At 62.2% G+C, this 26,018-nt stretch carries 23 protein-coding genes; 10 read left to right on the top strand and 13 right to left on the bottom strand.

What is annotated here, in order from left to right:
* The first annotated feature begins 2 nt into the window (after nucleotides 1–2).
* Nucleotides 3–3,461: a chromosome segregation protein SMC gene (smc, locus tag EOD29_RS08140; protein WP_127246397.1), complete on the top strand. Its 3,459-nt coding sequence runs from the start codon at nucleotides 3–5 to the stop codon at nucleotides 3,459–3,461.
* A 29-nt stretch (nucleotides 3,462–3,490) separates the two neighbouring features.
* Here smc and EOD29_RS08135 read toward each other — a convergent pair whose 3' ends face one another.
* Nucleotides 3,491–5,203: an HAD family hydrolase gene (locus EOD29_RS08135; RefSeq protein WP_127246396.1), complete on the bottom strand. Its 1,713-nt coding sequence runs from the start codon at nucleotides 5,201–5,203 to the stop codon at nucleotides 3,491–3,493.
* Between the two features lie 3 nt (nucleotides 5,204–5,206).
* Between EOD29_RS08135 and EOD29_RS08130 the strand changes: the two genes are divergently transcribed.
* The 6 genes from EOD29_RS08130 to EOD29_RS08105 all read left to right on the top strand — a co-directional run bounded on the left by EOD29_RS08130 (nucleotide 5,207) and on the right by EOD29_RS08105 (nucleotide 12,388).
* Complete coding sequence (locus EOD29_RS08130; RefSeq protein WP_127246395.1) at nucleotides 5,207–5,485, top strand: hypothetical protein; 279 nt, start codon at nucleotides 5,207–5,209, stop codon at nucleotides 5,483–5,485.
* Nucleotides 5,486–6,132: 647 nt separating this feature from the next.
* Complete coding sequence (locus tag EOD29_RS08125) at nucleotides 6,133–7,515, top strand: calcium-binding protein (protein ID WP_067327874.1); 1,383 nt, start codon at nucleotides 6,133–6,135, stop codon at nucleotides 7,513–7,515.
* A 588-nt stretch (nucleotides 7,516–8,103) separates the two neighbouring features.
* A complete protein-coding gene (locus tag EOD29_RS08120; RefSeq protein ID WP_164747251.1) occupies nucleotides 8,104–9,837 on the top strand; it encodes a type I secretion system permease/ATPase in 1,734 nt (577 codons plus the stop codon).
* Nucleotides 9,830–11,161: an HlyD family type I secretion periplasmic adaptor subunit gene (locus EOD29_RS08115; RefSeq protein WP_127246393.1), complete on the top strand. Its 1,332-nt coding sequence runs from the start codon at nucleotides 9,830–9,832 to the stop codon at nucleotides 11,159–11,161. Before EOD29_RS08120 ends, EOD29_RS08115 begins: the two co-directional genes overlap by 8 nt.
* Before the next feature lie 255 nt (nucleotides 11,162–11,416).
* A complete protein-coding gene (locus EOD29_RS08110; RefSeq protein WP_067327877.1) occupies nucleotides 11,417–11,653 on the top strand; it encodes a hypothetical protein in 237 nt (78 codons plus the stop codon).
* A 108-nt stretch (nucleotides 11,654–11,761) separates the two neighbouring features.
* Nucleotides 11,762–12,388 carry an arylsulfatase gene (locus EOD29_RS08105; protein ID WP_348630414.1) on the top strand — a complete coding sequence of 209 codons (627 nt, stop codon included), beginning with the start codon at nucleotides 11,762–11,764 and terminating at the stop codon, nucleotides 12,386–12,388.
* A 43-nt stretch (nucleotides 12,389–12,431) separates the two neighbouring features.
* On the opposite strand, the gene EOD29_RS08100 is transcribed toward EOD29_RS08105, so the two are convergent.
* The 7 genes from EOD29_RS08100 to EOD29_RS08070 form a co-directional block, all read right to left on the bottom strand.
* Nucleotides 12,432–13,421, bottom strand: coding sequence for a membrane dipeptidase (locus tag EOD29_RS08100; protein ID WP_127239392.1), 990 nt, complete (start codon nucleotides 13,419–13,421; stop codon nucleotides 12,432–12,434).
* A 313-nt stretch (nucleotides 13,422–13,734) separates the two neighbouring features.
* The gene (locus EOD29_RS08095) at nucleotides 13,735–14,949 is read right to left on the bottom strand and encodes an ABC transporter substrate-binding protein (protein ID WP_245475283.1); all 1,215 of its coding nucleotides are present in this window, start codon (nucleotides 14,947–14,949) and stop codon (nucleotides 13,735–13,737) included.
* A 14-nt stretch (nucleotides 14,950–14,963) separates the two neighbouring features.
* Nucleotides 14,964–15,965 (bottom strand): branched-chain amino acid ABC transporter permease, encoded by a 1,002-nt coding sequence (locus tag EOD29_RS08090; RefSeq protein ID WP_127246390.1) that lies wholly within the window; start codon nucleotides 15,963–15,965, stop codon nucleotides 14,964–14,966.
* Entirely contained in the window at nucleotides 15,962–16,843 is an 882-nt protein-coding gene (locus EOD29_RS08085; protein WP_067327882.1) for a branched-chain amino acid ABC transporter permease, read from the bottom strand. The genes EOD29_RS08090 and EOD29_RS08085 overlap by 4 nt, the downstream gene beginning before the upstream one ends.
* On the bottom strand, nucleotides 16,840–17,127 hold the full coding sequence (locus EOD29_RS08080) for a hypothetical protein (protein ID WP_067327883.1): 288 nt from the start codon (nucleotides 17,125–17,127) through the stop codon (nucleotides 16,840–16,842). Before EOD29_RS08080 ends, EOD29_RS08085 begins: the two co-directional genes overlap by 4 nt.
* 1 nt (nucleotide 17,128) lies before the next feature.
* Nucleotides 17,129–17,839 (bottom strand): ABC transporter ATP-binding protein, encoded by a 711-nt coding sequence (locus EOD29_RS08075; RefSeq protein WP_066997920.1) that lies wholly within the window; start codon nucleotides 17,837–17,839, stop codon nucleotides 17,129–17,131.
* A complete protein-coding gene (locus EOD29_RS08070) occupies nucleotides 17,836–18,630 on the bottom strand; it encodes an ABC transporter ATP-binding protein (protein ID WP_245475282.1) in 795 nt (264 codons plus the stop codon). The genes EOD29_RS08075 and EOD29_RS08070 overlap by 4 nt, the downstream gene beginning before the upstream one ends.
* Nucleotides 18,631–19,074: 444 nt before the next feature.
* Here EOD29_RS08070 and EOD29_RS08065 point away from each other — a divergent pair, with 444 nt between their 5' ends.
* Both EOD29_RS08065 and EOD29_RS08060 read left to right on the top strand, forming a co-directional pair.
* Nucleotides 19,075–19,812, top strand: coding sequence for a hypothetical protein (locus tag EOD29_RS08065; protein ID WP_127246389.1), 738 nt, complete (start codon nucleotides 19,075–19,077; stop codon nucleotides 19,810–19,812).
* A gap of 34 nt (nucleotides 19,813–19,846) precedes the next feature.
* Nucleotides 19,847–20,431 carry a YceI family protein gene (locus EOD29_RS08060; protein WP_067327886.1) on the top strand — a complete coding sequence of 195 codons (585 nt, stop codon included), beginning with the start codon at nucleotides 19,847–19,849 and terminating at the stop codon, nucleotides 20,429–20,431.
* A gap of 183 nt (nucleotides 20,432–20,614) precedes the next feature.
* Here EOD29_RS08060 and EOD29_RS08055 read toward each other — a convergent pair whose 3' ends face one another.
* The 3 genes from EOD29_RS08055 to EOD29_RS08045 form a co-directional block, all read right to left on the bottom strand.
* Nucleotides 20,615–21,499 carry a methylenetetrahydrofolate reductase gene (locus EOD29_RS08055; RefSeq protein ID WP_067327887.1) on the bottom strand — a complete coding sequence of 295 codons (885 nt, stop codon included), beginning with the start codon at nucleotides 21,497–21,499 and terminating at the stop codon, nucleotides 20,615–20,617.
* A 16-nt stretch (nucleotides 21,500–21,515) separates the two neighbouring features.
* Nucleotides 21,516–22,364: a formyltetrahydrofolate deformylase gene (purU, locus tag EOD29_RS08050; protein ID WP_067327888.1), complete on the bottom strand. Its 849-nt coding sequence runs from the start codon at nucleotides 22,362–22,364 to the stop codon at nucleotides 21,516–21,518.
* Between the two features lie 156 nt (nucleotides 22,365–22,520).
* Entirely contained in the window at nucleotides 22,521–23,900 is a 1,380-nt protein-coding gene (locus EOD29_RS08045; RefSeq protein ID WP_067327889.1) for an aminomethyltransferase family protein, read from the bottom strand.
* Nucleotides 23,901–24,007: 107 nt separating this feature from the next.
* On the opposite strand from EOD29_RS08045, the gene EOD29_RS08040 reads away from it, so the two are divergent.
* On the top strand, nucleotides 24,008–24,907 hold the full coding sequence (locus EOD29_RS08040) for a LysR family transcriptional regulator (protein WP_127246388.1): 900 nt from the start codon (nucleotides 24,008–24,010) through the stop codon (nucleotides 24,905–24,907).
* Nucleotides 24,908–24,961: 54 nt separating this feature from the next.
* On the opposite strand, the gene EOD29_RS08035 is transcribed toward EOD29_RS08040, so the two are convergent.
* On the bottom strand, nucleotides 24,962–25,501 hold the full coding sequence (locus EOD29_RS08035; RefSeq protein ID WP_066997890.1) for a cupin domain-containing protein: 540 nt from the start codon (nucleotides 25,499–25,501) through the stop codon (nucleotides 24,962–24,964).
* Between the two features lie 28 nt (nucleotides 25,502–25,529).
* Entirely contained in the window at nucleotides 25,530–25,883 is a 354-nt protein-coding gene (locus EOD29_RS08030) for a DoxX family membrane protein (protein WP_066997887.1), read from the bottom strand.
* Nucleotides 25,884–26,018: the final 135 nt, after the last annotated feature.

The following is a 26,018-nucleotide window of genomic DNA, read 5'->3' as shown; positions in this document are numbered from 1 at the left end:
GAATGAAGTTTTCGCGCCTTCGCCTCCTCGGTTTCAAGTCCTTCGTCGAGCCCGGCGAGTTCGTCATCGAACGCGGGCTGACCGGCATTGTCGGGCCGAACGGCTGCGGCAAGTCCAACCTTGTCGAGGCGCTGCGCTGGGTGATGGGCGAAAGCTCCTACAAGAACATGCGCGCGTCCGGCATGGACGACGTGATCTTTTCCGGCTCCGGCACGCGGCCGGCGCGCAACACCGCCGAAGTCACGCTTTTCCTCGACAATTCGGACCGCACGGCGCCCGCCGCCTTCAACGACGCCGATGAATTGCAGGTGTCGCGCCGCATCGAACGCGAGGCGGGCTCGCTCTATCGCATCAACGGCAAGGAAGCGCGCGCCAAGGACGTGCAGCTGCTCTTCGCCGACCAGTCGACCGGCGCTCGCTCGCCCTCCATGGTCGGCCAGGGCCGCATCGGCGAGCTGATCCAGGCCAAGCCCCAGGCGCGCCGGGCGCTGCTCGAAGAAGCCGCTGGTATCTCCGGCTTGCACACGCGCCGGCACGAGGCGGAGCTTCGGCTGAAGGCGGCCGAACAAAACCTCGAACGGCTGGACGATGTCGTCGGCGAGTTGGAAAGCCAGATCGACAGCCTGAAGCGCCAGGCGCGCCAGGCCTCGCGCTTCAAGAACCTGTCGGCCGACATCCGCAAGGCCGAGGCGACGCTTCTGCATCTGCGCTGGACGCTGGCCAAAACTCAGGAAGGCGAAGCGCGTTCGGCGCTTGCCGTTGCCACCACGCTGGTCGGTGACCGCGCCGCAGCCCAGATGGCCGCTGCGAGGGAGCAGGGCATCGCTGCCCACCGCCTGCCCGACCTGCGCGACGCGGAAGCGGCCGCGGCGGCGGCCTTTCAGCGCCTGTCGATCGCCAAGACGCAGATCGAAGAAGAGGCCGGCCGCATCCGCTCGCGCCAGGCGGAGCTGGAGCGGCGCCTGCAACAGCTCGATGCAGACATCGCCCGCGAGGAGCGGATGGTGCGCGACAATGCCGACATTCTCGAGCGTCTCCGCGCCGAGGAAGCCGAGCTCAATTCGGACAATGCAGGTGCTGCCGAGCGCGAAGCCACCACCCGCGCCGCCTTCGAGCAGGCCGGCGCGACGCTCTCGCAGAGCGAAGCCAGGCTTGCCGCGCTGACGGCCGAACGCGCCGAGGCGGCCGCCTCGCGCCACCAGATCGAGCGCACTTTGCGTGAGACCGCCGAGCGCCGCGACCGCTTCGCTCGCCAGCTTGCCGAGGTCGATCGCGAGCTCTCCGATATTGTCACGCGCATTTCCGGCCTGCCCGATCCCGCCGAGAAGCGGCTGCTGGTCGAGGACGCGCTTGCCCGGCTGGAAGAGAGCGAGTTAGGCGCCATCGCCGCCGAGCAGGCGGTCGCCGAAGCGCGCGCCGCCGAAAGTGCTGCCCGTCCGCCTCTGCAGGATGCCAAGGCCGAATTGCAGCGCATCGAGACGGAAGCGCGCACGCTGGCCAAGATACTCAACGCCGCGAGCGGCGATCTCTTTCCTTCGGTGCTGGAGCAGATCAGCGTCGAGCGCGGCTACGAGACGGCACTTGGCGCCGCGCTCGGCGAGGACCTCGACGTGCCGCTCGACCGCAGCGCCCCGGTGCATTGGGGCGAGAGCGCGGTTCAACCGGGTGACGCGGCACTGCCCGAAGGCGTGAGGAGCCTGGCGCGTGTGGTCCGCGCGCCGGCACAGCTTGCCCGCCGCCTGGCGCAGATCGGCATCGTCGACGCCGCCGATGGCCGTCGCCTTCAAGCGCAGCTCGCGCCCGGCCAGCGGCTGGTCAGCCGCGACGGCGCGCTCTGGCGCTGGGACGGCTTGACGGCCAGCGCCGATGCGCCAACCGCTGCCGCGCAGCGATTGGCGCAGAAGAACCGCCTGGCGGAGCTCGATGCCGAGGCCGTGCAGGCGACCCGCGTCGTGCGCGAGGCCGAGGAGGCGCTGGCGCGCGCCGAGCAGGCGATGCGCCAGGCGAGCGAGGCCGAGCGCAACGCGCGTCAGGCCGGCCGCGATGCCCAGCACGCACTGGACGCCGCCCGTAACGCGCTGGCCGAGGCCGAGAAGGCCGGCGGCGAGCTGGCGAGCCGCCGTGCTGCCTTGGATGACGCCCGCGCGCGCATCGTCGACAGCCATGAAGAGACGCAAGCCGCTTTCCTCGAAGCCGAGGAGATGCTCAGGGACGCGCCCGATCTCGGCGACCTGCAGCTCCAGCTCGAGCAGGCCTCCGCCAGTGTAGCTCGCGACCGCGCCACGCTTGCCGATACGCGCGCCGTGCATGACGGCCTACGGCGCGAGGCCGAAGCGCGCATGCGCCGGCTCGACGCGATCGGCACCGAGCGCAAGAACTGGCTGGAGCGGGCCGAAAACGCCTCGACGCAGATCGCCGCGCTTGGCGAGCGCAAGGCTGAGGCCGAAGCTGAGCGCGAGCGGCTGGCCGACGCGCCCGACGAGATCGACGCCAAGCGCCGTGCGCTGTTGAGTCAGCTTTCCGAGGCCGAGGCGCTGCGCCAGGCCGCCGGCGATCGCCTGCAGGAAGCGGAGACCAAGCAAGCCGAGCTCGACAAGGCGGCGACCGCGGCGATCCAGTCGCTTGCCGAAGCGCGCGAGACCCGCGTCCGCGCCGAGGAGCGGCTGACCGCGGCCGACGAACGCCGCGCCGAGGTCGAGGCTCGCATCCAGGAAGCGTTGAACACGCCGCCGCATCTCGTCATCAAGCATACCGGGCTAGAGACCGACGACCCGATGCCGGACATGGCCGAGGTCGAGCGCCAGCTCGACCGGCTGAAGATCGAGCGCGAGCGGCTAGGGGCCGTCAATCTGCGCGCCGAGGAAGAACAGAGGGAGCTGTCGGACCGCCTGGAAATCATCGTGTCCGAGCGCGAGGACATCATCGAGGCGATCAGAAAACTGCGCCAAGCGATCCAGAGCCTCAACCGCGAGGGCCGTGAACGCCTGCTGTCGGCCTTTGAGGTGGTCAACGGCCATTTCCAGCGGCTGTTTGCACATCTCTTCGGTGGCGGCACGGCCGAATTGCAGCTGATCGAGTCCGAAGATCCGCTGGAAGCCGGCCTCGAAATCCTCGCCCGGCCGCCCGGCAAGAAGCCGCAGACCATGACGCTGCTCTCCGGCGGCGAGCAGGCGCTCACCGCCATGTCGCTGATTTTTGCCGTCTTCCTTACCAATCCGGCGCCGATCTGCGTGCTCGACGAGGTCGACGCCCCGCTCGACGACCACAATGTCGAGCGCTTCTGCAACCTAATGGACGAGATGTCGAAAACGACGGAAACCCGCTTCGTCATCATCACCCACAACCCGATCACCATGGCGCGCATGGACCGGCTGTTCGGCGTCACCATGGCCGAGCAGGGCGTCAGCCAGCTGGTCTCGGTCGACCTGCAGGCGGCTGAGGCGATGCGCGAGGCGAGTTGAGGGCGGCTTGGCGTCCGGAACCGACTGAGTTACCTCTCCGGTGCCGTGGCTGGCGCCGTGTAACGCCGGCGCACGGCCTCCAGCACGCGCTTGCGGCTGTCCTCGGGCGATAGACGCTTGTCCTTCTCGGCCTCTGCCGTCTCGCGGGCGAGTTCCTTGTCCCTGATCTGTTGGCGGAACCATTTGGAATAGTCGCCGGCGCGCAGGTGATATTCCCAGGTCTTGTCGTCGATGCCTTCTGCCATTTGGGCGAAAATAATCAGGTTGTGGGCTCTGAGGTTCATCGCCTTTTCCGGCCCCGTGAAATAGAAACTGCCGGCCTCGTCGAGCTCGCCTTCGGCATATTTGCGGCTGTGCCGCTTCAGCGATTGGTGGGGTTCGATCGCCTTGACCGTGAACGGCTTCTTGCCGTCCTGCGGCCGCCACAGCAGAACCCGGTCACCCTTCGGCGAAGGAATGCTCTTGGGCGCCTCCAGCCCGGCCTCCTTGCAGAAGGTCTTGATCACGCTCTTCGCCTTCGGACCGAGCGCGATGACCGCCGTCACCAGGCGCAGGACCCCGGTCGAAATCGCTTCCGGATGCACGGTGATCAGCACCGTGCCCGGCAGCTCGAGCGACAGCACCGCGCGCGTGTCCTCGCGGCGCCGGGGCAGAAGGTGATGCGCCTCGTCGATGATCAGCCAATGCGGCCTTGCCGTGCGGTAGCGGACGCTGCCGAGGCCTGGCAGCAATTCGGCAAAGAAGTCGGGCCGCTCGTCGACCTTCAGCGCCAGCCCGTTGACCACGATATTGGTGCTAGGCTTTTCGATCAGCTCCAGCAATTGCTCCTTGCTGGGTGTAGTCGAGCCATCACCTAGCGGAACGGCGCCCTCCAGTCCGTCATAGTCGCCCTCGGGATCGAAAATGCAGAACTGCAATCCCTGTTCGGCAAGCCGCTCGGTGAGCGCTGTGGCCAATGTCGACTTGCCGATACCGGAGCTTCCGGCGATCAGAACGGTCTCGACGGGCGACAGATAGACCTTCTTGCCGTTGGCAGTTCCCAGCAGGACGCCGCGCAAGCGCTTGCGAGCTATCAGATGATCCTGCTTTATCAGCTTGCCGATCAGTTCTTCGACACCCTTGCCGCGCGCCTCCCTCGTGACGAGGTCGGCGGTTTCCTTCACGGCGGGCAATGCGTTGGCGACGGCGATGCTGCAACCCGAAGCCCTGAGGAAGGCGTGGTCGTTCTCGGCATCGCCGATGCCCACCACATTATGCGGCGACAATCTGAGGTCCTTGAGCGCAGCCGCCAGTCCGGTGGCCTTGTTGATGCCTGAGGGCAGGATCATCACCGCGCCCTTGTTAAAGATGATCTCCAGCTCAAGGCCGAGCTCCTTGATGACGTCGAGCACGGTGGCCTGGTGCGGCTCCCAGGTGGCAACGATCGAGCGGCCGACCGAGAGCGGCTTGACGCCGCGCTTCTTCAGTCTGTCGACGAAATCGGCGGAAGGCGAGGGCGAGATTGTTTGCTCTTCTTCGCTCGCCGGCGTGTAGATCAGCGCGCCGTTTTCGGCCACCACCTTGTCGAATAGCCCGACCTCCGGAAACACCTCTTTGAGATCGGGCAGTTCGCGGCCGGTGACCAGGATGAGCTTGCGGCCGGACTTCTTCAGCTTCTTCAGCGCCGACAGCGTGCTGGCGGTGACCAGTCCGTCATGCGCCAGCGTGCCGTCGTAGTCGGTGGCCAGTGCCATGAAATACATCGGGTGATCCTCTCCGCTGCCGGTCGCTCGGTCCGTCTGGAACAAACAACGTCTGTCGGCGGAAAAGGTTTAGGCCGGCGCTATCGCCTGCCTGGCGAGAAACCTGGCGTGGAGAAATGCAACTCATCGGAAAGAGAGAAAGGTTGGCTGGGTTCTGGAAAGGCGGGGCGTTTCTGGTCTTTAGGTCTGTTTGGGGTCGGCGCGTTGCTCCTGTGCCCTCTTGCAGATCTCATCCAATTTTTTTCGGACCCGGTCGTTATCGAACAACAGCTTGGCGCGTGAGAATCCTCTGCTACGAAGCTCCCATTCGATGGCAAGCCATCCTTCATAGTCGCCAGATAACGCAAGTTTCCCGGCTTCGCGCCACATAAGCACGTCACGCTCTCGGGACACACCCTTTCTCCGTGCTTTTGCGCGAAGCATATAGGAGGTCGGGCCGATATTGTCGAGGGACCTGCCCCACAGCTCGCCGCGACCAGAGCACGGACTTCCACTTCATATTGAGAGAGCGTGATCTCGAGCTGACGCAAATATCGGTCAGTTCATTGCCGGGCGCTCGACATCCCGGCGTGCGTTCTTGCCCCATAACTCACGGACGAATTTGATCGTCTCGCCAATCGTCCGGATTTCGATGATTTGCAACGATGGAACCCGTGCGCACCGTCTCCGCTCATGGACTGCTCCTGTGAGGCCGGTGGGTTTTGGAGGTGGCAAGGGATCGAAAGCCGCGTTGAGACCACTGAAGAGAATCCGCGCTGAAATCGCCGCGCCACCCAATTCCCGCGAGAGATATATTGTTACATTTTGAGACACTTTTTTTAAATTTTGTGATTTGCTCCATACCGCTAACCTGGGCTCTTTTGGCCGCGAGCCATTCGGGCTTCAGGCATGTTGGGCAGAAAGGGTGGGGGTGTGAAAGGTCGCCAAGAATGGCCGATACGAATACCATTGTCTTGAGCGGTGACTACGGCTACCGCCAATATAAAGCATCCGGTCTCCCCGCCGACACCACTATCGATGCCAGCGAAGCCTCGTGGATTGTCGCCAATCAGGGAAGCTCCACCAACCTCTATCCCTTTGCGGTCGTCAACCCCGGCGACAACCTCGTGGCGTCGGGCGGCACGATCAACGGCACGGTCTCCCAAACCGGCGCCTGGGAGGACGTTTACGTCAACTCCGCCGCAGTCCGCGTGAATTCAGCCCACAACTTTGTCATCGACGACTGGACGATCACCAAGCCCTGGGATGGCATCCGTGTCGGCGGCACTGGCACCTTCCTCATCGAGGATACCTATGTCGGCTACTCACGAGACGACGCGGTCGAGGACGACGACGTCATCGGCGGCACCATCCGGGATTCGCTGTTCGACCACGTGTTTTCCGGAGTGAGCCTTGGCGACGGTGACGTGGATGGGTCTGACAACACGGTCACCATGGATGGCATGCTTCTAGGCATGGGAGAGTATCTTCGCAAAGGCGAGATGACGCACGGTTCGCCGTTCAAACTGGACAAGGGCACAGGCGCTGACGATATCGTTCCCAGCTTGCGCTTCATCGACTGCGTGGTGGCGATCACCGACGTTGACCACAACGGCTTGGAGCGGGTGCAGCGGGCCTGGGACAAGACGGTCGAGTCGCACGGCAATTACTATCTCAACCTCTCCGACACGCCACTGCCGGCGGATTATCCAATGCCGCCCGCCGGCTGGACGGTCCTTCAAGGCCAAGCGGCCCGCGATTACTGGGCCAACGCCAAGGCGGCCTGGCATGCAGCCCATGACGGGACGGACCCGCTGCCGTCATCTCCGACCGTGCCGACCGACCCGCTACCGTCATCTCCGACCCTGCCGACGGACCCGACCCACGGAACGACCGGGAACGATACATTTGTCGGCACTGCCGCGGCCGATACCTTTGATGGCCTGGCTGGCAACGACACATTGCGGGGCAAGGGTGGCAACGACGTGCTGACCGGCGGCGCGGGCCACGACACCTTTGTGTTTGACACCGCCTATGGCGCCGGCAATGTCGACACGCTGACCGACTTCGACGCGGTAAATGACGCGCTCTATCTCGACAACGCCGTCTTCACCCAACTCGGCGCCGGTTCCTCGTCCAGCCCGACGCAGGTGAACTCGTCGTATTTTGAGTTGCGAGAACACCCCACCCATAGCAACGATCACCTGCTCTACAACCGGGCCACGGGCGTCTTGTCCTATGATCCCGACGGCTCGAAATCGGCCCCGCAGGTGGAAATCGCCCATCTGGAGCCCGGAGCGGCACTGACCTATCACGACGTATTCGTCGTTTGATCGTTCATGCGATCGGACCATGGCATGGCGAGGGGCGGGCGCGCCCCCCGCCGTGCCTGGTTCCGACGGTCACCGATCAGAAAGGGCGGCGGACGCCGATCAGTTGCCATAAACGTCGGCCGCATTGATCGCCGCGGATGTGCATGCGCCGGCCTTTCCGGTCGGCGCTGCCATCACCAATTCCAAACCGATCGGGCCGATGGCGGCGACACCATTATCGGCGGCCAGCTTGCTGCGGCGGCGCCGCTATTATTGGAAAGCATGTAGCAACTTGAGTTTCACGCCGCCTCGTTCGCAGACGTCATTTCACTGCCAGCAAGCGATTAGCTGACTAAGGCAATTTCGAGGTTTGGACGGTTCAATTCTCTGATCGAGAATCAGACGCTTAGCGCCATCCTGGATTGGTGTTTCCTGGCGTCCCAGCCAAACTGGATGACCGGTGGATAACTTCCGATGAAAGTGAAGCTAGGCTGTCAAAAGGTCGCAACCGATAGCGCGGCTGCTTGGCATGATATATAAACATTGTCTAAAATGATCGCTTAACCAAAAGAGACGATTTCGGGGATGCCCAGTTACACGAATAGAAGGGTGCTGTCGAAGAGCGTGGTCGAAATGGGCCTGTTCTCCGCGGTGATGAACACCCTGGTGCTAGTTCTGCCTCTCTACATGCTGCAGGTCTATGATCGGGTTTTGCCCGCCGCCAATTTGGACACGCTCACCTACCTAACATTGCTTGCGCTTTCGACGCTCTTGCTCTTCGGCGTGCTCGAAGTCGTGCGGGGTGTATACGCAAGCCGGCTCGCGGCGCGACTGGATGTCTCTTTGGGCACATCGTCTTTTCTCGCTGCAATGAGTGGCCCTCGCGCTGGCCTCGGCGATGTTCAAGCCTTGCGCGACTTGGCCACCGTGCGAGGCTTCATCGCTTCGAGAACGATTTTCTTTCTCTTCGACCTTCCTTTCGGGCCGATCTTCGTAGGCCTGCTCTATTTCATCCATCCGCTGCTCTTCCTCGTGACGGTCGTCGGGGCGGTTCTCATGGTCGCCATCGCCATGCTGAACCAGGTCGCGAGCTCGCGACCTGGCAAGGAGGCGGCGGAGAGTCTCAACGCCTCGATGAATTCGGCGCAGGCTTTCGCCCGAAACTTCGAAACCGTTCGCGCACTTGGCATGGTGTCCAACGCGATAGAATTCTGGGGCACCCGTTTTTCCGGCTCTCTACACGCCTCGGATGGGCTCGCTCGCATCAATTCGTTTTATGGCGGTGTATCGCGCACCACTCGTTCGACACTGCAGATCGCGATATTGGGGGCCGGCGCTTATCTGGTTCTTCACAACGAGATGACCGCCGGTATGATATTTGCGTCCTCGATGATTTCGGCGCGCGCTCTGCAACCTCTTGATCAGATCATTGGGAGTTGGCGGCAGATCATCGACGCCAATCTTGCGTGGAAGAGGCTTTCGGCTCTCCGGTCCGGGCTCGACAACCAGGAAAACGTAGCATTGCCGGCTCCTGAAGGAGCGCTAAGCGTGGAGCAAATAGTCTATCATCTTCCGGGCGCGGCCGATGGCTCGCTGCCGCTGATCAAGCGCTTGACCTTTGAGGTCGCCGCCGGCGAGACAGTCGCGATCGTAGGGCCGAGCCAGGCTGGAAAATCGACTCTGGCGCGCCTCATCGTCGGTGCGATCGCGCCCCGCTCTGGGGCGATCCGGATCGACGGCGGCGATATTCGGAACTGGGACCCGGAACAACTCGGCCGCCATATTGGTTACCTGCCGCAAGATGTGGAACTCTTCCCGGGAACCATCGCGCAAAATATCGCGCGGTTCGACCCGAATGCGCCCAGCGAGAAGTTGGTTCAAGCAGCCCAGCGGGCCCAAGTGCATGAGCTCATCCTGGGTCAGAGGGATGGCTACTCGACGCTGATCGGCCCGACCGGCGTTCGCCTTTCGGGTGGCGAGCGGCAACGCATCGGGCTTGCTCGGGCCTTCTACGGCGATCCCAAGGTGCTGGTTCTCGACGAGCCCAATGCAAATCTCGATTCCAACGGCGAAGCCGCGCTCGAGCGCGCGATTAGCGGAGCGCGTTCACGAAAAACGACCGTGCTTGTCATAACCCATCGGCCCTCTCTCGCTTCCAAATGCGATCGCGTATTGATGCTACGCAATGGCCAGGTCGAGATCTACGGTTTGACCAAGGGCGTGCTCGATAGACTTGTCGAGCGACGCGCCCAAGCGGGGTGGCCCGCAGCCTCTCAGTCGCGCGAAGGAGTGGTGCCTTTCCCCTCATCTGCTCGAGGCGAGATAAAGGTCGCTAATGACTAGCCAAGCCATCGGCGCCAGCACGTATAGCTGGCAGCGCAACGTCGACACACGCACAGATCGCATCACGCTCGCGGGGTATGCAAGCGTGTCCGTTTTCTTGCTTGGCTTCGTATTCTGGGGCGCAATGGCGCCGATTGCCGGAGCAACGATCGCGCCAGGAGTGATTGCAGCAGCTGGACAGAATGTCATGATCCAGCATCTCGAAGGTGGCGTGGTCAGCAGCGTCAAAGCTCGAGAGGGTGACAGAGTCTTACGAGGGCAGGCGCTGATCGTGCTCGATCCAACGGTGGCGCAGTCGCAGCTCAACCGAGTCCTCAAACAGTGGGTCGCACAAAAGGCTGAGATCGCGCGGCTCGAGGCAGAACGGGATGGCCTGGAGAAAATCGTCCTGCCCCGCGATTTAGGCGCCTACTCAGACGCGTCCGAATTCAGTGACGTCTTTGCAGAGCAAACCAAGGAGTTCCGGGCTCGGCTAGCGCGCTATGGCGCAGATCAGGAGATCCTTAGGGAACGGGTGGCAGCCCTTCAGGAAGCTGTTGCCGGCTTGAAGGCGCAAAAGGATGCTGCGGCAAACCAGCTCGCGATCGTCAATGCCGAGACGGAACGCAAAAAGCACTTGCTCGACAAGGGACTGACAAATCGTTCCGAATACACCGATCTTCTGCGCAGCACCGCCGAGTTGGTAGGTCAGGAGGGATCGCTGGAGGCGCAAATCGCCAGCGCGGCCACCCAGATCGTGGAAGCGCGCCAGCAGATTGAAAGACTAACAACCACCCGGGTCGAGGATGCCGTCACGGAATTGAACAAGGCCCGGGTAGAGGTGGCCGACCTTGAGGAACAAATCAACGCCGCTCGATCGGTCCTGGTGCGAACGACCATTCGTGCCCCGGCGGACGGCATCATCGTCCGCTCTCTCTACAATTCCGAAGGCAGCGTCATTCGTGCTGGCGAGCCTGCGATGGAGCTTCTGCCGACGAAGGAACTTATCGTCGAGGCAAAGATCAAGCCTGAAGACATCGATTCTATCCGAGTCGGCCAAGGCGCGAACATGATGTTCACGGCCCTGAACGCACGGACAACACCAAAAGTGCCGGGAAAGGTCTTCTACATTTCGGCGGACCGGCTGACCACTCCCAGCACTGGACAGCCCTATTACACCGTGCGGCTTAAGATGGCCGACAAGCTGCCACCGCAGGTCAAGCCCGAGCAGATCTACCCAGGCATGCCGGTCGAAACCTTCATTTCAACCGGCGAGCGAACCTTTCTGAGCTATCTGACCAAGCCGCTGGTGGACTCGTTCCAGCGCGCCTTTCGGGAAAGATAGCCCGATCCTGCCTCCTGCGGCCTTCAACCTTACCCGAAGTGGAACTCTTCCGCCGGATTATGCGCAACCGGGTTCGGCCACTCACGGTTCTCGGTTTTCATGGCCAAAACGTCGCACGCTCGTAGCGCTCGAGGCGACGGGCTTTGTGATGGCTGTCTCGCCACGTGATCGAGGGCAAGGGCGATCACTTATTGGGTCTGCGGTCGCCTTCCTCCCTCCTTGCCATGGTGAGCTGGCCTCGAAAGGATAAGCGGGATGATCCCGCCCATCGCGAGAGTGTCGATCTCGAAGTACCGCGGTCCCTTGCACCCGGACGGCATCGAGATGCATCTCGACGACAGCATCTATCTCGGCGACAAGCGGGAGTACCGTCTGCGCCGTGGCGACTTCGTCGCCAAGGCGCACGGCGCGCGGCAACTTGCCTCGGGCAATGTATGGGCGCGGATCCCTGCCGAGAGCGTATGGGTCTTCGCGGCGGCAGCCCCGAAATAGTCATCGGTACCAACGCCGCTTGCTCTCGGGGCGGCCTCGTTTATCATTCGGTCTCGCACAATGACGTCACAGCCTCGCATTGCCCTGATCCATGCCACGCCCATCTCGATGGAGCCGATCAGATGGGCGTTCGAAGCGGGATGGCCTGGCGCCGAAACCGTCAATATCCTCGAGGACAGCCTGGCAGTGGACCGCGCCAAAACCGCTGACCTGACGAGCGACATGGTCCGGCGCGTCGAGGCCTTGGCCAGCTATGCCCGTTCGATCGGAAGCGATGCCGTGCTGTTCACCTGCTCGGCGTTCGGGCAAGCGATTGAACAGGCCGCGGCGAAGCTGGACGTTCCGGTTCTGAAACCGAACGAGGCCATGTTTGAGACGGCGATCCGCCGTGGCGGTCGCACCGCAATGCTCTACACTTTCCCGCCGTCGAGGGAAGGAATGGAGCAGGAGTTCCGGGACGAAGCCGCCCGTATGGGCCAAGCTGCCACCATCACGAGCTATTTCGTGCCGGGCGCGATCGAGGCGGTGCGTGCAGGAGACGTGGAAACCCACAACCGGCTGATCGCGGCTGAAGCCGCCAAGCTGAAGGATTTCGATGCGATCGTCTTGGCACAGTTCTCCATGGTGCGCGCGCGGGATGCGGTCACAGCGGCGACGAACATCCCCGTATCGACCAGTCCGGATGCGGCCGTCGCGAAGCTGCGCGTCCTTCTTGGCGCGGACCAACCCGCCTGACCAAAAGAAGGTCCCACGGAGCGCTCGACAGCTGCTCCGGTGGTTATTTCCAGATTTCCCGGGCAAGGCGCATGAAGTTGCCGCCTATGACGTCGCGGACCGCTCCTTCCGGCTGACCGCGACGAAGCAGAACCTCGGTCAGCTCTTTCATTTGGGCTGGTGCCGAATAGGTCGTTTCTCCCGCATATTCGCTCTTCGGCCAGAAATGCGGATTGCTGGCGATGATGTCGTCGATGCCTTCGATCTCGACCGGGAAAGCATGGTCGAGGCCGATGCCAACATGGCGTGGGCCAGCGAGATCGATCAGATATTCGACATGGTCGGCCAGCCGTTCGGAATCGGTGCGCGCCTCGCCAAGGAAACGACTGAGCCCGACAACGCCGACGATGCCGCCGGTGCGGGCGCAGGCCTTGATCTGCTCGTCCGTGATGTTGCGACCGTGGGCGCAGAGCGCTTTCGGATTGGAGTGCGAGAAGATGACTGGCCGGTCCGTGTACTCCATCACGTCCATGGTGGTGCGATAGCCGGTGTGGCTCACATCCACGAACATGCCGAGGCGGTTCATCTCGTCGATCACCTGCCGACCGAACGCGGTCAGACCCGGGTCTTCGTCATGGCATCCGCCGCCGGCAAGGTTGTTGCGGTTATAGGCGAAAAGCATCTGGCGCACGCCAAGGCCATGGTAGAACTCGACCATCTCAATCCGGCCGTCCAGGGCGTTCATGCCTTCGATGTCAAAGGTGACCGCCAGCTTGCCTTGCGCCTTGGCAGCGAGGATTTCGTCGGCCGACGAGACGAGCACGTAGTGGGCGGGACGCGCCAGGATCCAGTGGCGGAAGCAGCTGAGATTGGTCACCGTCATTTCCCAGGGCAGCAGATCGAACCCGACATCGATGGACAGATAGTCGACACCGGCGTCTCGCCAGATCCGCAGGTTGTTCAAGTCCGCGGCAGGATCCGGCATGAAGCCGGAATGGGCGTCCCAGACGACTTCGCTATCGAGAATGGACCGGGCTCTGGTTTGAAGGTTCATTGCCGTTCGTACCGGAATTTGCACCAGCCCCAATCTCTACCATATTGGCTAGAATGGGGAAGTTGCGTCCGGTACGCAGAGCAGGTGCAAACTGCCTGAAGCTGGATCTGCCGTCACGCGCAACGGAATCCGAATTGGCCTTCGCCAGCATCTTTCTGCCGAATGACTTCCGGCAAAAACGGGTTGCAGATAGGACCGCCGACGATCTTGTCGGCTCACGAATGGCTCAAACAAATCGAAATTCGCCCTCGCGAGCAAAGCGCCCGCAAAACGCGGACGCTCGCAGCCGGCAGCAACCTGTGTCGATCGTCCGTTACTCTTCCGTCTTGCCCTCGAAATCCAGAAGCTTGCCAACAGGCACGTACTTCTGCCCGTCGAACTGATAGAGCTGCAGTGCCTCAATCGGGAAAATATCGGAGCCGGCTTTGGTGTTCAGCTTGATCCCGTCCAGCAACAGTGGATCGTCCCACTTCTGCATGTTGAAGACGGTGTCGAGGAGCTCAGCCCGGGTCGGCTTCTTCATGTGCTCGAGCGCCTTCACAAGAGCATCGCCGGTCGCGTAGCCGACCTGTCCGATCGTGTTGGCGAAGACGAAGTTGACCTTGGCCGCGGCGATATCGTCCAGATACTGGTCGATACCCGCATCACCGGTTTTTTCCGGGCTAACGATCGGTTTCAGGAAATTCGAGGTGATGATGCCCTTGGCGTTCTCGAGCCCCACCGCCTGCAGGATCGGGTAGGCCGAGGAAAGGTTGGTGACGAGCGTCAGCGGCTTCCAGCCGCTCTCGGCCTGGAAGCGGATTGCTTCACCGCCTTGTTGCGGCGCGGCGATGATCACCAGCGTATCGGCGCCGGAAGCCTTGAGCGCTGTCAGTTGCGTTTCGACGGTCGGATCCTGCGAAGTCACCGGTTGCCGATCGACGACCTTGACGCCTGAGCCGTCGATGGCCTGGTCGAAGGCCTTCATGAAGGTTTCGCCGGTCTCGGTGTTGAGATAGAGGAGCGCGACCTTTGCCTCGGGCTTGTTGTCCTTCAGATAAGTGGCGAACGACGCCGCCTCGGTCGAGAAGGCCGGGACGAACCCTATTTCCTCTTGCGGCGCGTTCAGCTTGTGGACGCCTGAATATATGAAGACATTGGGGACTTTGCGTTGCTCGATATAGCGTCCGATGGCCACATTGTTCGGCGTGGCAGCCGTGCCGACGAGAGCGAAAACTTTGTCCTGCTCCACCATCTCGCGCACATTCGCAAGCGTTCGCTGCGGATCGAGCATGTCGTCCTTGATCACGAGCTCGATCTTGCGGGTCTTGCCGTCGGACATCTTGACGCCGCCCTGGGAATTGGCGGCCTCGACCCGGGCGCGGATGCCTTCTGCGACCGCGCCGACGACGGCGACGGGACCGGTGAGCGGACCGGTGATGCCGATCTTGACGGTGCTGTCGGTGATGCCCGGTGCCTCGTCAGCTTTCGCCGGAGCGACACCGACGGCTAGCGCAAGTATTGCCGCCGTCACAAGCATTCTTGGCATGCGTAAACATGGTCTCATAACTTCCTCCCTAATTGGCTGATTGATCCGGCTTTGCCGTTGGCGTTCGACCGCGCCGTCAAGGCAGCGGCAAGTCTCTCCAGCAGACCGGCAACCCCTCCGCGCGCCAGAAGCATGATGCCGATTAGTGCCAGCGCGTAGATGACGTTGCCGAGTGCGAGATTGATGCTGGACGTCCAGGTCGGGACGAAGGTGATGAACAGCCCGCCGATGAAGGCGCCGACAATGCTTGTCGAGCCGCCTACGATGCTCCCGATCACGATGGTGATGGAAAGTGGGGCGAGAAAGGACTGCGGGCTGATGAAGCCATTGAGGATCGCGAAGACGCCGCCGCCAAGTCCGGCGAGCGCAGAGCTGATGGCGAACGCCCACAGCTTGGTCTTGGTCAGGTTGACGCCGAGAGCCTCCGCGATCTGCGGACTGTCCCGTTGCGCCTGGAGCGCGCGGCCGACGTCGCCGAGGAGAACGAGATAGACGATGAATGCCGCGACGCAGGCGCACCCCAGCGACACCAGATAGAGCCAGAGCTCGGAGTAATCGGCCAGGAACGCAGGCGGCTCCAGGGAATCGATCGGCAAGCCGGAGACTCCGCCCGTCCAACTGCCGAGCTTCAACAGAAGCTGCGGAAAGGCCGCCGCGACACCAAACGTGATGATCGCAAGTTGCAGCCCCTGCAGACGCAGGGCCGGCAGTCCGACGACGAGACCGGCCAGCGCGGTAAAAACAGCTGCCGCAGGCAGGGTCGCCAACGGGTGGACGCCATAGGTCGCGTTCAAGAGGGCGGTGACGTAGGCGCCGATGCCGAACAGCGTCCCCTGGGCGAGGCAGATCTGCCCGGCAAACCCCATAAGCAGGTTGAGGCCAAGAATGGCGACCGCATAGGAGATGGCGATGCTCACCTGCTGCAACTGGAAGCCTGACAAAGTGGCCGGCAGCAATGCGGCGACCAGCACAAAACCAGCGGTTGCCGCGACCGTGCGCCGAATGTCGTTGCTCATAGCTTGGTGACCTTCTGTGAGCCGAACAGACCGACCGGCTTGACCAGCAGGACGAAAAGGGTGAGCCCGATCGGGACCGCGATGCGCATGTCCGCACCCAGAAAGCCGATGTAGTTGGCGCCAAGGCTCTCGCTGACGCCCACCAGAAGGCCTCCGGCTATCGCGCCGAGCGGACTGTCCCAGCCGCCAACGGTTGCCGCGGCAAGGCCGTAGAATAGGATCGGGGTCATCATGGTCGGGCTCAAAAACAGCCGTGGCGCGACCAGCACCGCCGCGATCATTCCGATCGCCGCGGCGAAACCCCAGCCGAGCATCAGCATGCGCTCGACGTTGATGCCCACCAGAACGCTGCGAACGCGGTCGAAGGCCGCGGCACGCATGGAGAGCCCAAGCCTTGTGAAGGCGAAGAGGGAGGCGATGGCCGCGGCCAGGACAATGAGGATCAGCAAGGTACCGGCCGACGAAGCCAGCACCTGTACCTCACCGAGGCTGAAGCTGCCTTCGGGAAAAAGGCTGGGGAACGGCTTCTGCTCGGCGCCCCAGAGCCACGTCACCATCGCCTGGAAGAGCACAAACATGCCGAGCGTGACGACCACTGTCGCCTCGACTGGTGCTGCCAGGAGCGGGCGGACGAAGACCCGAAACGCCAAGATTCCCAGCACAAAGGAACCGGCCAGGCCGATTGCAATCGAAAGCCACAATGGCAGGCCCCACAGGCATAGCTGCCAGGTGCAGTATGCCGAGAAAGTCGCCATTTCGCCTTGACCGAAATTGACGACGTTGGTGGCGCGAAAGATCAACACCAGTGCAAGGGCAAGAGCCGCATAGATGGCGCCGGTGGCAAGACCGCTGAGGACGATTTGCAGGAAAAGGGTCAAGCCCAGCCTCCCAACTGCAACGCCGAGGCCGTCGACCTGCGCGCCTTCGATCCGAGAGCCTTGGCCAAGGGAACCCTGGCGTTTGAGGACGGGGAAATGGCGGTTACCACCATCAGGAATGGCAGTCCGGCGGTATCGTGAATGTCGATGAAGGAGGCTGCATCGAGGCGGTCGGCCGACGCCCGCCTTGTAAGACGCGAGACCAGCACGAGGGCAATGACCAGCACGGCGTAGACTCCGCCTGGGGCAATGCCGCAAACAATGATCTGGTAAAACGTCGCCACGTTAGTCCCCAAGGTAAGATTTCTGGATATGCTCATCTGCAAGTATCGCGCCGGCTGAGCCGCCGGCCACGATATGCCCGGCCTCGATGACATAGGCGCGGTCGGCGAACTTGAGCGACAGGTCCGCGTTCTGCTCCACGACCAAGAGCGTCAAGCCATCGATGTCGCGGAGTTCCTTGAAGATCGCGAATATTTCGCGCGTGATGACGGGTGCGAGACCCAATGACGGCTCGTCGCATAGCAGCAGTTTTGGCCGCGACATGAGCGCTCGCGCAACCGCGAGCATCTGCTGCTCGCCTCCGCTCAGATTGCCGGCCAGTTGGGAGCGTCGTTCGCGCAATCGCGGAAAGCGATCGTACCACCGCTCCTTGTCCTGTCGGACCTGGCGGGCATCGGAGACGATTGTGGCGCCCAGCGTCAGATTCTCGTCGACCGTGAATTCCGTGAAAGTGCCTCTGCCCTGGGGAATCTGCGCTAAGCCGCGTTGCAGACGCCGTTCCGGCGCCATCTTTTGCAAGTCGCTTCCCATATAGGCGATCTCGCCGGCCGAGCGGATCGTGCCCGAAAGGGCGCGCAGCAAAGTGGTTTTTCCCGCGCCATTGGCGCCGAGCAGGACGACGAATTCGTTCTGCGCGATTGCGAGCGAGCAGTCAAAAAGCGCCCGTACCTTGCCGTAGGAGGCCGAGAGATTGCGGACGTCAAGCAGTCTCACGTGCTCCTCCCGAGATAGGCGCCGATGACGGCTTCATTGGTCCTGATTTCTTCGGGGCGTCCTGACGCCAGATTTCGACCGAGGTGGAACACATGGATCCGGTCGCACAGGCTCATCACCAGACCCATGTGATGCTCGATCAGGAGGATCGAGAGCCTGCGGCTGTGCCGGATCGTATTGACGAGGGTGCCGAATTCGGTGACCTCGCCATGGGTCAGTCCGCCGGCCGGCTCATCCAGCAACAGGAGCTTGGGCTCGGCCGCCAGGGCGCGTGCGATCTCCATCCGCTTTTGCAAGGGATAGGGCAGGGAGTCGGCGCGCACGCTCGATAATGCGGCCATTCCCAATTCATCCAGAATTGATTCAGCCTTGCGGCGGACCGTCTTCTCCTCGGCCCACGCACCGAAGGGATTGAGAAGGGCACGCGCGACTTTTCCACCCATCTTGTGGTGTGCGCCGAGCATGACGTTCTCCAGGACGCTCAGCGAGCCGTATACGCCGACATTTTGGAATGTCCGAGCGATCCCGAGACCGATGATGTCGCGCACCGCCGAATTGGAGATTATCCGACCCGACAGCTCTACGGTGCCGCGTTGAAGGCGTGCAAGGCAGGTGATGGCATTCAGGAAGGTGGTCTTGCCCGCGCCATTCGGGCCGATCAAGCCGCAAATCTCGCCATCGCCGACGTCGAGCGAGACATTGTCGAGCGCCTGCACGCCTCCGAAGCTGACCGATACGCCATCCGCCGCGAGCACCGGCAGATAGGCTTTGATATGTTCCTGCACAGCCACGCACTCCTCCCAGGCGTGCCAGCGGAACCGGCGCTTCCGCGTCTGTCCCACTTTAGATACCATATAGTATTTGAAGTCTGAGTCGTATGTCAACCGACTTCGCCGGTGCACCTGCACTAAGGCGAGGCGGGTTCCGGCCACCTGCCCAGTCGGATTGACAAGGTTAGTGAGATACGCTTTGGTATTTGAAATCTGACCGGTATCCAGAAGGGGCCGGTCATGGAGAACTCAGACCGGGGAGGACGGTGTGACTTCATCCTGCCGCAAGGTGCCGCGAGCGTGTGCCCGCTATCCTGTAGCCAACAACGGTAATGCGACGTGATTGGCGTTGCCCGATCGCCGCAGGAGGCCGTTATGCTGGCGGTCGCCATTTGCGGCCTTTTGTCGTTCGCCTTGAGCGGCCTGATGCGATGGGGGCGCGTCGATCGCCGTTGGTACGATCTCTTGATCCCGCTCGGCTTCTTCCTGTCCTACTGGTTGACCTACAATCGCCTTCCCTCCTTCCCTCCGGTCGGCGCCGTCAGCAAGGTGTTCTACCTGGCGGCGGTTGGATCGATCCTGGGCGTGGCGACGGAATGGACAGGCAGCCGCAGGCTCGGACAGTTGCTGTTGGCGGCAATGCCGGTCGCCTCAGCAGCTTACATCGGCGATACGATTGCCCTGGCGCAGCCTCTCGACCTGGTTGTCGCCGCTCTGGCCGGAGCGGCAGCGCTATATGCACTTCATCGGGAAGCTGACTATCCCGATGAGGGATCAGGCCTGCGCCCTGCGATCATGCTCGCGGTTGCCAGCGCAGGCTTTGCTCCCATTGCCTTCATGGGGGCTTCATCATCCAGCCTGCAACTGTCTCTTGGCGTCGCCTTTGGCATCGCCGGCATCGTGGTTGGGCACCTGTCCCGGCCGAATTACCGCTTCGGATGGGCATCCTTGCTCGGCGGAGCGGCGGGCATGATGGCTGTGGCGCAGACCGTCGCGCTGATCACCCGCAAGATCGACCTTCTCGCCCTTGCGGTGCTCCTGCTGCTTTTCCTGGTCTCTTCGGCCTGCCGCGTGATCCTCGATCGTCTCGATCAGAAAACCCCTGCACTCGCCACGTTCGTCTTCGCAGGGTTTTGCCTGGTGCCGGCCGTCGCGGCAGTCGCAGTCATGCTGGCCCGGAAGGGGTTCAGCCTTCCGCTGTGAATTCGCTTTTCGTGCATCAACAAAGGAGGATGGAATGAATTACAGACTGAAACTAGCTTTGCTAGCTGCACTCGCAACGGCGCCAATCGGGCCGGCAACCGCACAGCCGATCACGTTCGACATCGATCCGGTTCATTCCGGCATAGTGTTCTTCATCAATCATCTCGGCTTCTCCAACGTCATCGGCGTCGCAAAAGAGTTCTCCGGGGAATTCACCTTCGACAAGGACGCGCCTGAGGCCAGCAAGCTGCAGGCCAAGGTCAAGGTGTCCAGCATCTCCACCAACAATGCCCAGCGCGACAGCGACATCCAGGGCGCCGACTGGTTCAATGCCACCGAGTTTCCGGAGATCACCTTCGTCGGCGCCAAATTCACCAAGTCCAGCGACAAGCAGGGCACCATCACGGGCGATCTCACCATCGCCGGTGTGACCAAGCCGGTGACGCTCGACGTGACCTTCAACGGCCAGGGCAAGAACCCGTGGGACGGCAGTCTTGAGGCCGGCTTCAGCGCGACTGCCAAGTTGAAGCGCAGCGACTTCGGCATGACGGCCAATCTTCCCCTGATCGGGGACGAGGTCACGCTGCGCATCGAAACGGAGGGGCGCGGCCGCAGCTGACGGCGGCTTCGCGTTGTCCTGAGCGCGCCGGACGTCCTCGCGGATGTCCGGCGGTGCTGACTGATAGGCTGCGCGTGGCAATCGTGCCGCAACATTCGCCCATGTAGCGGCAACGAGAGACCATGGCGCGCCGACGATCGGCGCGCCATGGTCTGGCTCGGCTCTCGGGAGGTGGCTGCGCGCTTAAGCGATCGACGAGCGATCGTCGGCTTCGAGGCCTTGCCACGAGCCACGCTCGTAGAGCCACCTGGCCGTATTCTTGATGCCGCCAAACGGAAAGACATGCAGCTGCGCGATTGCCGACTCCGGCTTTGCCCGCAGATGGTGCTCGATCGGGCCGACGAAGCTCTCCGGCGAGTGACTGGTGGCAAGGGCGGCAAGCGAGGCGCTGCGCTTTTTCAAGAAATTCAGCGAATTGCCGACGCCGCACAAGGCGGCGTATTTTAGCAAGGTCGTGATCTTGGCAGGACCGGCCACGCCAAGATGGATCGGCAGGTCCACCCCGGAAACCGCCAGGCCGTCCGCCCAGGCGATGAACTTGTCCGCGTCGAAGCCAAATTGGGTGACGACACGCATCTTTGCCCCGGTCCGCTCGGCCCAGGCGCTCTTCATCCGGAGCGCTGCAATCGCCGCCTCGTCGCCAAAGTCGCGACTGCCTTCCGGATGGCCGGCTATACCAACCTCGGTGATGCCGTACTTGTCAACGAAACCAGTCTGGAGCACCTCGAAAGAGGAGGAAAATGAACCGGCTGGGGTAGCCACGTCGCCGCCGATGATGAGCAAGTCGCGGACACCCGCTTCCTCAGCCAAAGCCTTCACCCGCGTTTCCAGCGCTTGGCGCGTGGTCAGTCGGCGAGCGGCCATATGGGGAACCGCGGTGTAGCCAAGGTCCGCGACGCGACGCGCTGCCTTGACCAGGGTCGGCGTGTCCGCCAGGCCGATATCGGTGATGTAGACCCGGACCCCCGACGGGAAAAGGCCCGGCAGGTCAGGGGAGTCGATCACCTGGCTTGGCGCCATCTCGATCGAGGCGTCGATAGAGGAGGGGCGGATAGCAGCTTTTTCCATGCGCGTGGCTCCGTTGTTAGGCGAAGACGACGGTCTTGCGTCCATTGAGCAAGACCCGATCCTGAAGGTGGAAGGCGACCGCGCGGGCCAGCACGCGGCGTTCGATGTCCCGACCCTTGCGAACGAGGTCCTCGGGCGTGTCGGCATGGGTCACATGTTCGACGTCCTGGGCGATGATCGGACCCTCGTCCAAGTCTTCGGTGACGTAGTGCGCCGTTGCTCCGATCATCTTCACGCCGCGCTCATGCGCCTGGTGATAGGGCTTGGCGCCCTTGAAACCCGGCAGGAAAGAATGGTGGATGTTGATGCAGCGGCCGGAGAGATAGGCTGAGAAGTCGTCGGATAGGATCTGCATATAGCGGGCCAGCACGATAAGCTCGGCGCCGCTATCTTCGATCACGCGCTTGATCTTCGCCTCCTGGGTGGCCTTGGTCTCATGGCTGATCGGGAAGTGGTGGAAGGGAATGGTGTCGTCGGAGGTTAGGTTGAGACCTTCTCGCGGATGGTTGGAGACGATGGCGACAACCTGCATGGGCAACTCGCCCAGTCGTTGGCGGTAAAGCAGGTCTACCAGGCAGTGGTCGAATTTCGAGACAAGCAGCAGAACCTTGCGGGGCAGGTTCTGGGGCCGCAATGTCCATTGCAGGCCGAAGCGGTTGACCTCCTCGGAAAAACGCCCGGCGAGATCATCGAGGGGCGAAGGCAAATCGAACGCTACCCTCATGAAGAACCGATCCGTCTCGGAGTCGTCGAATTGCTGGGCCGCGGTGATGTTGGCGCCATGTGCTGCCAAACGGCTCGCCACGCCGGCGACGATGCCCGGCCGGTTCTTGCATTGGAGCGTAAGCAGATAGGACTTTTCCATACCCGGTCTCCGGGTTGACGGCCGAGCTGAAGGGCAAGGCGGTTTCTCGCGTCGCAAGGCGACACCGGCAGGAGGTCCCGCCAGTCTGTTGTCGTCGGGTGCGGTTGCCGTGAGGAGAGGGCGGCCGTGATGCCGCCCTCGGTTCAGGCGTGCGGCTTAGGCGTTCTTGCGATAGCTGGTGCGTGCGTGCGCGTCGATCGGCGCCGGGTGGACGGTGGCGCGGATCTTGAACTGCACGTGGTCTTCAACCTGCACCTTGGAGGATGGCTTGGGCTCGCCCCAGACCACCACCAGTTCGGTGCCAGGCTCTGCCACTGCCGCATCCACGACCGCGATCGACATCATCGAACGGTAGTTGGCCGAGTATCCGGTATGAAGCGAACGCCCGGCCAAGCTTCCGTTTGGCGCCTCGACCCGGTCGTAGTGATAGGTCGCGTAGTGGGCGATCGGAAGGTTGATGAACTTCGCTCCGACACCTGGCTGGTACATCGAGGCCCACGCCTTGGCGACGTCGTCGCCGTTCCACTGCAGCGTCACCTTGCGGTTGGCCGTGGTCTGGCCGTCGGCGACCTGGGCCTCGAGGGCCTTGCGGCCGATGAAGTCGTGGTCGAATTTGACGATCTTTCCGTAGCCCACGTCGTAGGGCGAGAAGTAATAGTCCTCGATGTTTTCGGAAAAGAAGCTTCCGCCTAGAGACACATTGGCATCGATCTCGTCCGCGCTAAGCCACTTGCGGAAGCCCGCCGTGCTCTTGCCCGAGTAGAACGCCGGCAACGGGCGCGGAAGCCATCCGGACTCGAGCGAGTTGGTCAGGTAAGCCCGGCCGCCGACCTGAATCATGTTGTGCTTTTTGCCCGCCTCGAGCAGAGCGGCCCGAACGACCTCATGATCGGCCCAGGGCCCGACGAACTCGAAGCCTGGTTCGCCCGCCATGCCGTGGCGAAGCGCGCGGACCATCTTGCCGGCGATCGTGAAGCGGGTGCCGTGGAAGAACTTCACATCCGGCGGCTCGCCGCCGATGAGTTCCCGGATCACGTTGAACGCGCCAGGTCCCTGGATCTCGTAGCGGTAGCACAGCGGATTTCCCTTGCGGGCATAGGACGGATTGTCCCGCACAAGCTCGACGTCGTAACCGCCGGTCTCGGCATGATACTGAAGCCAGTTGATCGTCGGCGGAATGCCCACCGCCTGGAATTCGTCTTCCTCATAGCGGAACAGGATGTTGTCGCCGATGAGCTGGCCCTCGTCGTTGACCGCTACATACTGCTTCGCGGCGTTGACGGGAAAGTATTCAACGCTGTTGATCGCCGTGTCGCGGATGAGCTTCAGCGCATCCTTGCCGCGGATGTTCAGGTCGGCGAGATGGTGCGACTGGTCATAGAGCACGGCGTTGCTGCGCCAAGCGAGCTGTTCGTCGCGCCAGTTGGTGAATTCCGGCGTCACCGGCGTGCTGACGATCGGCGGGCTCTGCGATTCCCAGAGCATGGTTTGGGCGCTTCCAGCGTCAGCGATCTTCTGTTCGAGATTAGCAGCCATTTTCAATCCTCCTGTGCAGCTCCTTTCCGGCTAAGCCCTTGCAGGACATCTAACAACCCAATAGGTTCGATACAGGTGATCGAAATTTTGCATAGAGAGTAGGCGCCATGCTGTCGGAGGAACTTGCCCAGATCGACCTGAGTGCTTTGCAGGCATTGGTTATGGTCAACGACTGCCGGTCCTTTTCAGAGGCGTCGGAGCGCCTCGGCGTCAACCAGTCGACGATCAGCTATTCGATCAAGCGGCTTCGAAAGGCCTTCAACGACCCGATGTTCGTTCGGCAGGGCAACTCGATCCTGTCGACCGACAAATGCCGTCAACTCGCCCAGGAAGCGCGCGATGTCCTCGAGCGCATGCAGGCGTTGTCCTCTCTGCAAGGTTTTGATCCCGCTACGTCCACGGGCAGCGTGACGATCTCCTGTAACCATCACGAGCGTATGTTCCTGATGCCGGCCTTCGTGCGCCAGGTCCAGCAGCAGGCGCCCCAGATCCCGGTCAACATTTTTGAATCCGCCGTGCACGGCAAGCAGCAGCTCAAGGAAAACATTTGCGATATCGTGCTCGGCCCGGTGGCGATTTTCGGCGATATCTACTACCGGCGTAAACTCTTCACCGACCGCTACGCTTGCATCATGGATTCCAGCCATCCGCTTGCGGCCGGCGAACTGACGATGGATCGCTACCGGCAGACGCGGCATATCGCCGTGACCCACAATGGCCAGTGGGAGGCGTTGTACTTCGCGGCGCTTCGGGCAATCGACGTCAGGATTACGCCGAGCGTGATCGTGCCGAGCCACGACAATCTTGAAGCATTGATCCGGGGCACGGAGCTGGTCGCGACCATTCCCTATCGCCTGGCCCGCCGGCTTTCGGACAAGTTGACGTTAAAACCTTTCCCTCTCGAGGTGCTGATCCAGATCGACATGTATTGGACCGAGCGTTCTCACTATTCGGGCCTGCATGCGTGGACGCGCCAGATCCTCGCCGACGTGGCGGCAACGATCTGAGCGGTCCGAAGCCCAGCCGAGGCTGGTGTGGTCTCTGGGATGGTAACCGCCGCGTCAGACAGTGGCGCCGAGCATGATCACGGAGATCGTCGCCGGCTGGTCGCCTGGATTGCGCCATGCGTGACGAGTGCCCTGCTGGACTACGGTGTCGCCGGCATTTAGCTCGACAGTCCTGCCGTCATCGAGTTCCAGGATCAGTCTGCCCTTGACCACCGTGACGTAGTCGACGGTCGGGGTCTGGTGCATGCCAGGGCTGTCCGGCTCCATCCGCTCGGCAATGCCAGGTGACGCCTCGATGAGTTCGGGACCAGCTACCGCGGGGTTCCATTCCGATGACATGTAGACGCTGTCGGGAGGGAAAGTAATGATCCAGAACGATGATCCGCCTGCCGGCATGACCATGGTGCCGGTCGTCTCCATGGGGTCCTTGTTGTCGATGCTCCCCAGCTCTGGCGCCCCCTCGATTTTCCACTGTGGCGACGATACGAAACCTGGCGTGTGGCGCAGGACCATTTCCCCAGGGGAGGGACCGTCACTGACGACCACTGACTTACCGGCGTTGTCCCTGCCAGTGACGATGCGCCGAACCTGCATATCAAACCTCCCAGGTAGATGTTCAAAGTCACAGTGCCGAGATGAGGCAAGCGAGCGCCCAAAAAAGCGGGAATTCCGGTCCCATCTGCTGCCAGCGCCATTTGGCGCCGTTGATCTTCACCACTGCGTAGGCTGCTCCGAGCAGCACGACGATCGCGCAACCGGTTGCTGCTTTCGAATAGACGTTGAAAATCATGCCGAGCGCGGCAAGCACCTCGAGGACGATTGTCAGGACAAGGAATGCCTTGCCAGGCTTCAGACCGGCCTTCTCAAATGTGACCGGCGCCTTATCGAAGTTCCTGACCTTCCCGATCAGATGCGGCAGGAACCAGACTCCACATAGGATCCTCAGGCAGTCCTGAGGCTGCAACTCGAACGGCATTGTACGTCTCCTCCCCAGCAGCGTGACGGCTGCAGTCGTTGTGAGCGGGCCCGGTTTTGGCCGCCAGCCACCCTGCGAAATCGAGCGTAGGCCCGAGGGCAGCAGCGATGGTTGGTACCGGCACCGCAAATCGGG

It is taken from the genome of Mesorhizobium sp. M1A.T.Ca.IN.004.03.1.1 (assembly GCF_003997555.1).
In the GTDB taxonomy this organism is placed as follows: Bacteria; Pseudomonadota; Alphaproteobacteria; order Rhizobiales; family Rhizobiaceae; genus Mesorhizobium.
Note: the sequence above shows the minus strand (reverse complement) of the source record. Positions and strands in the feature narration are given on the sequence as shown.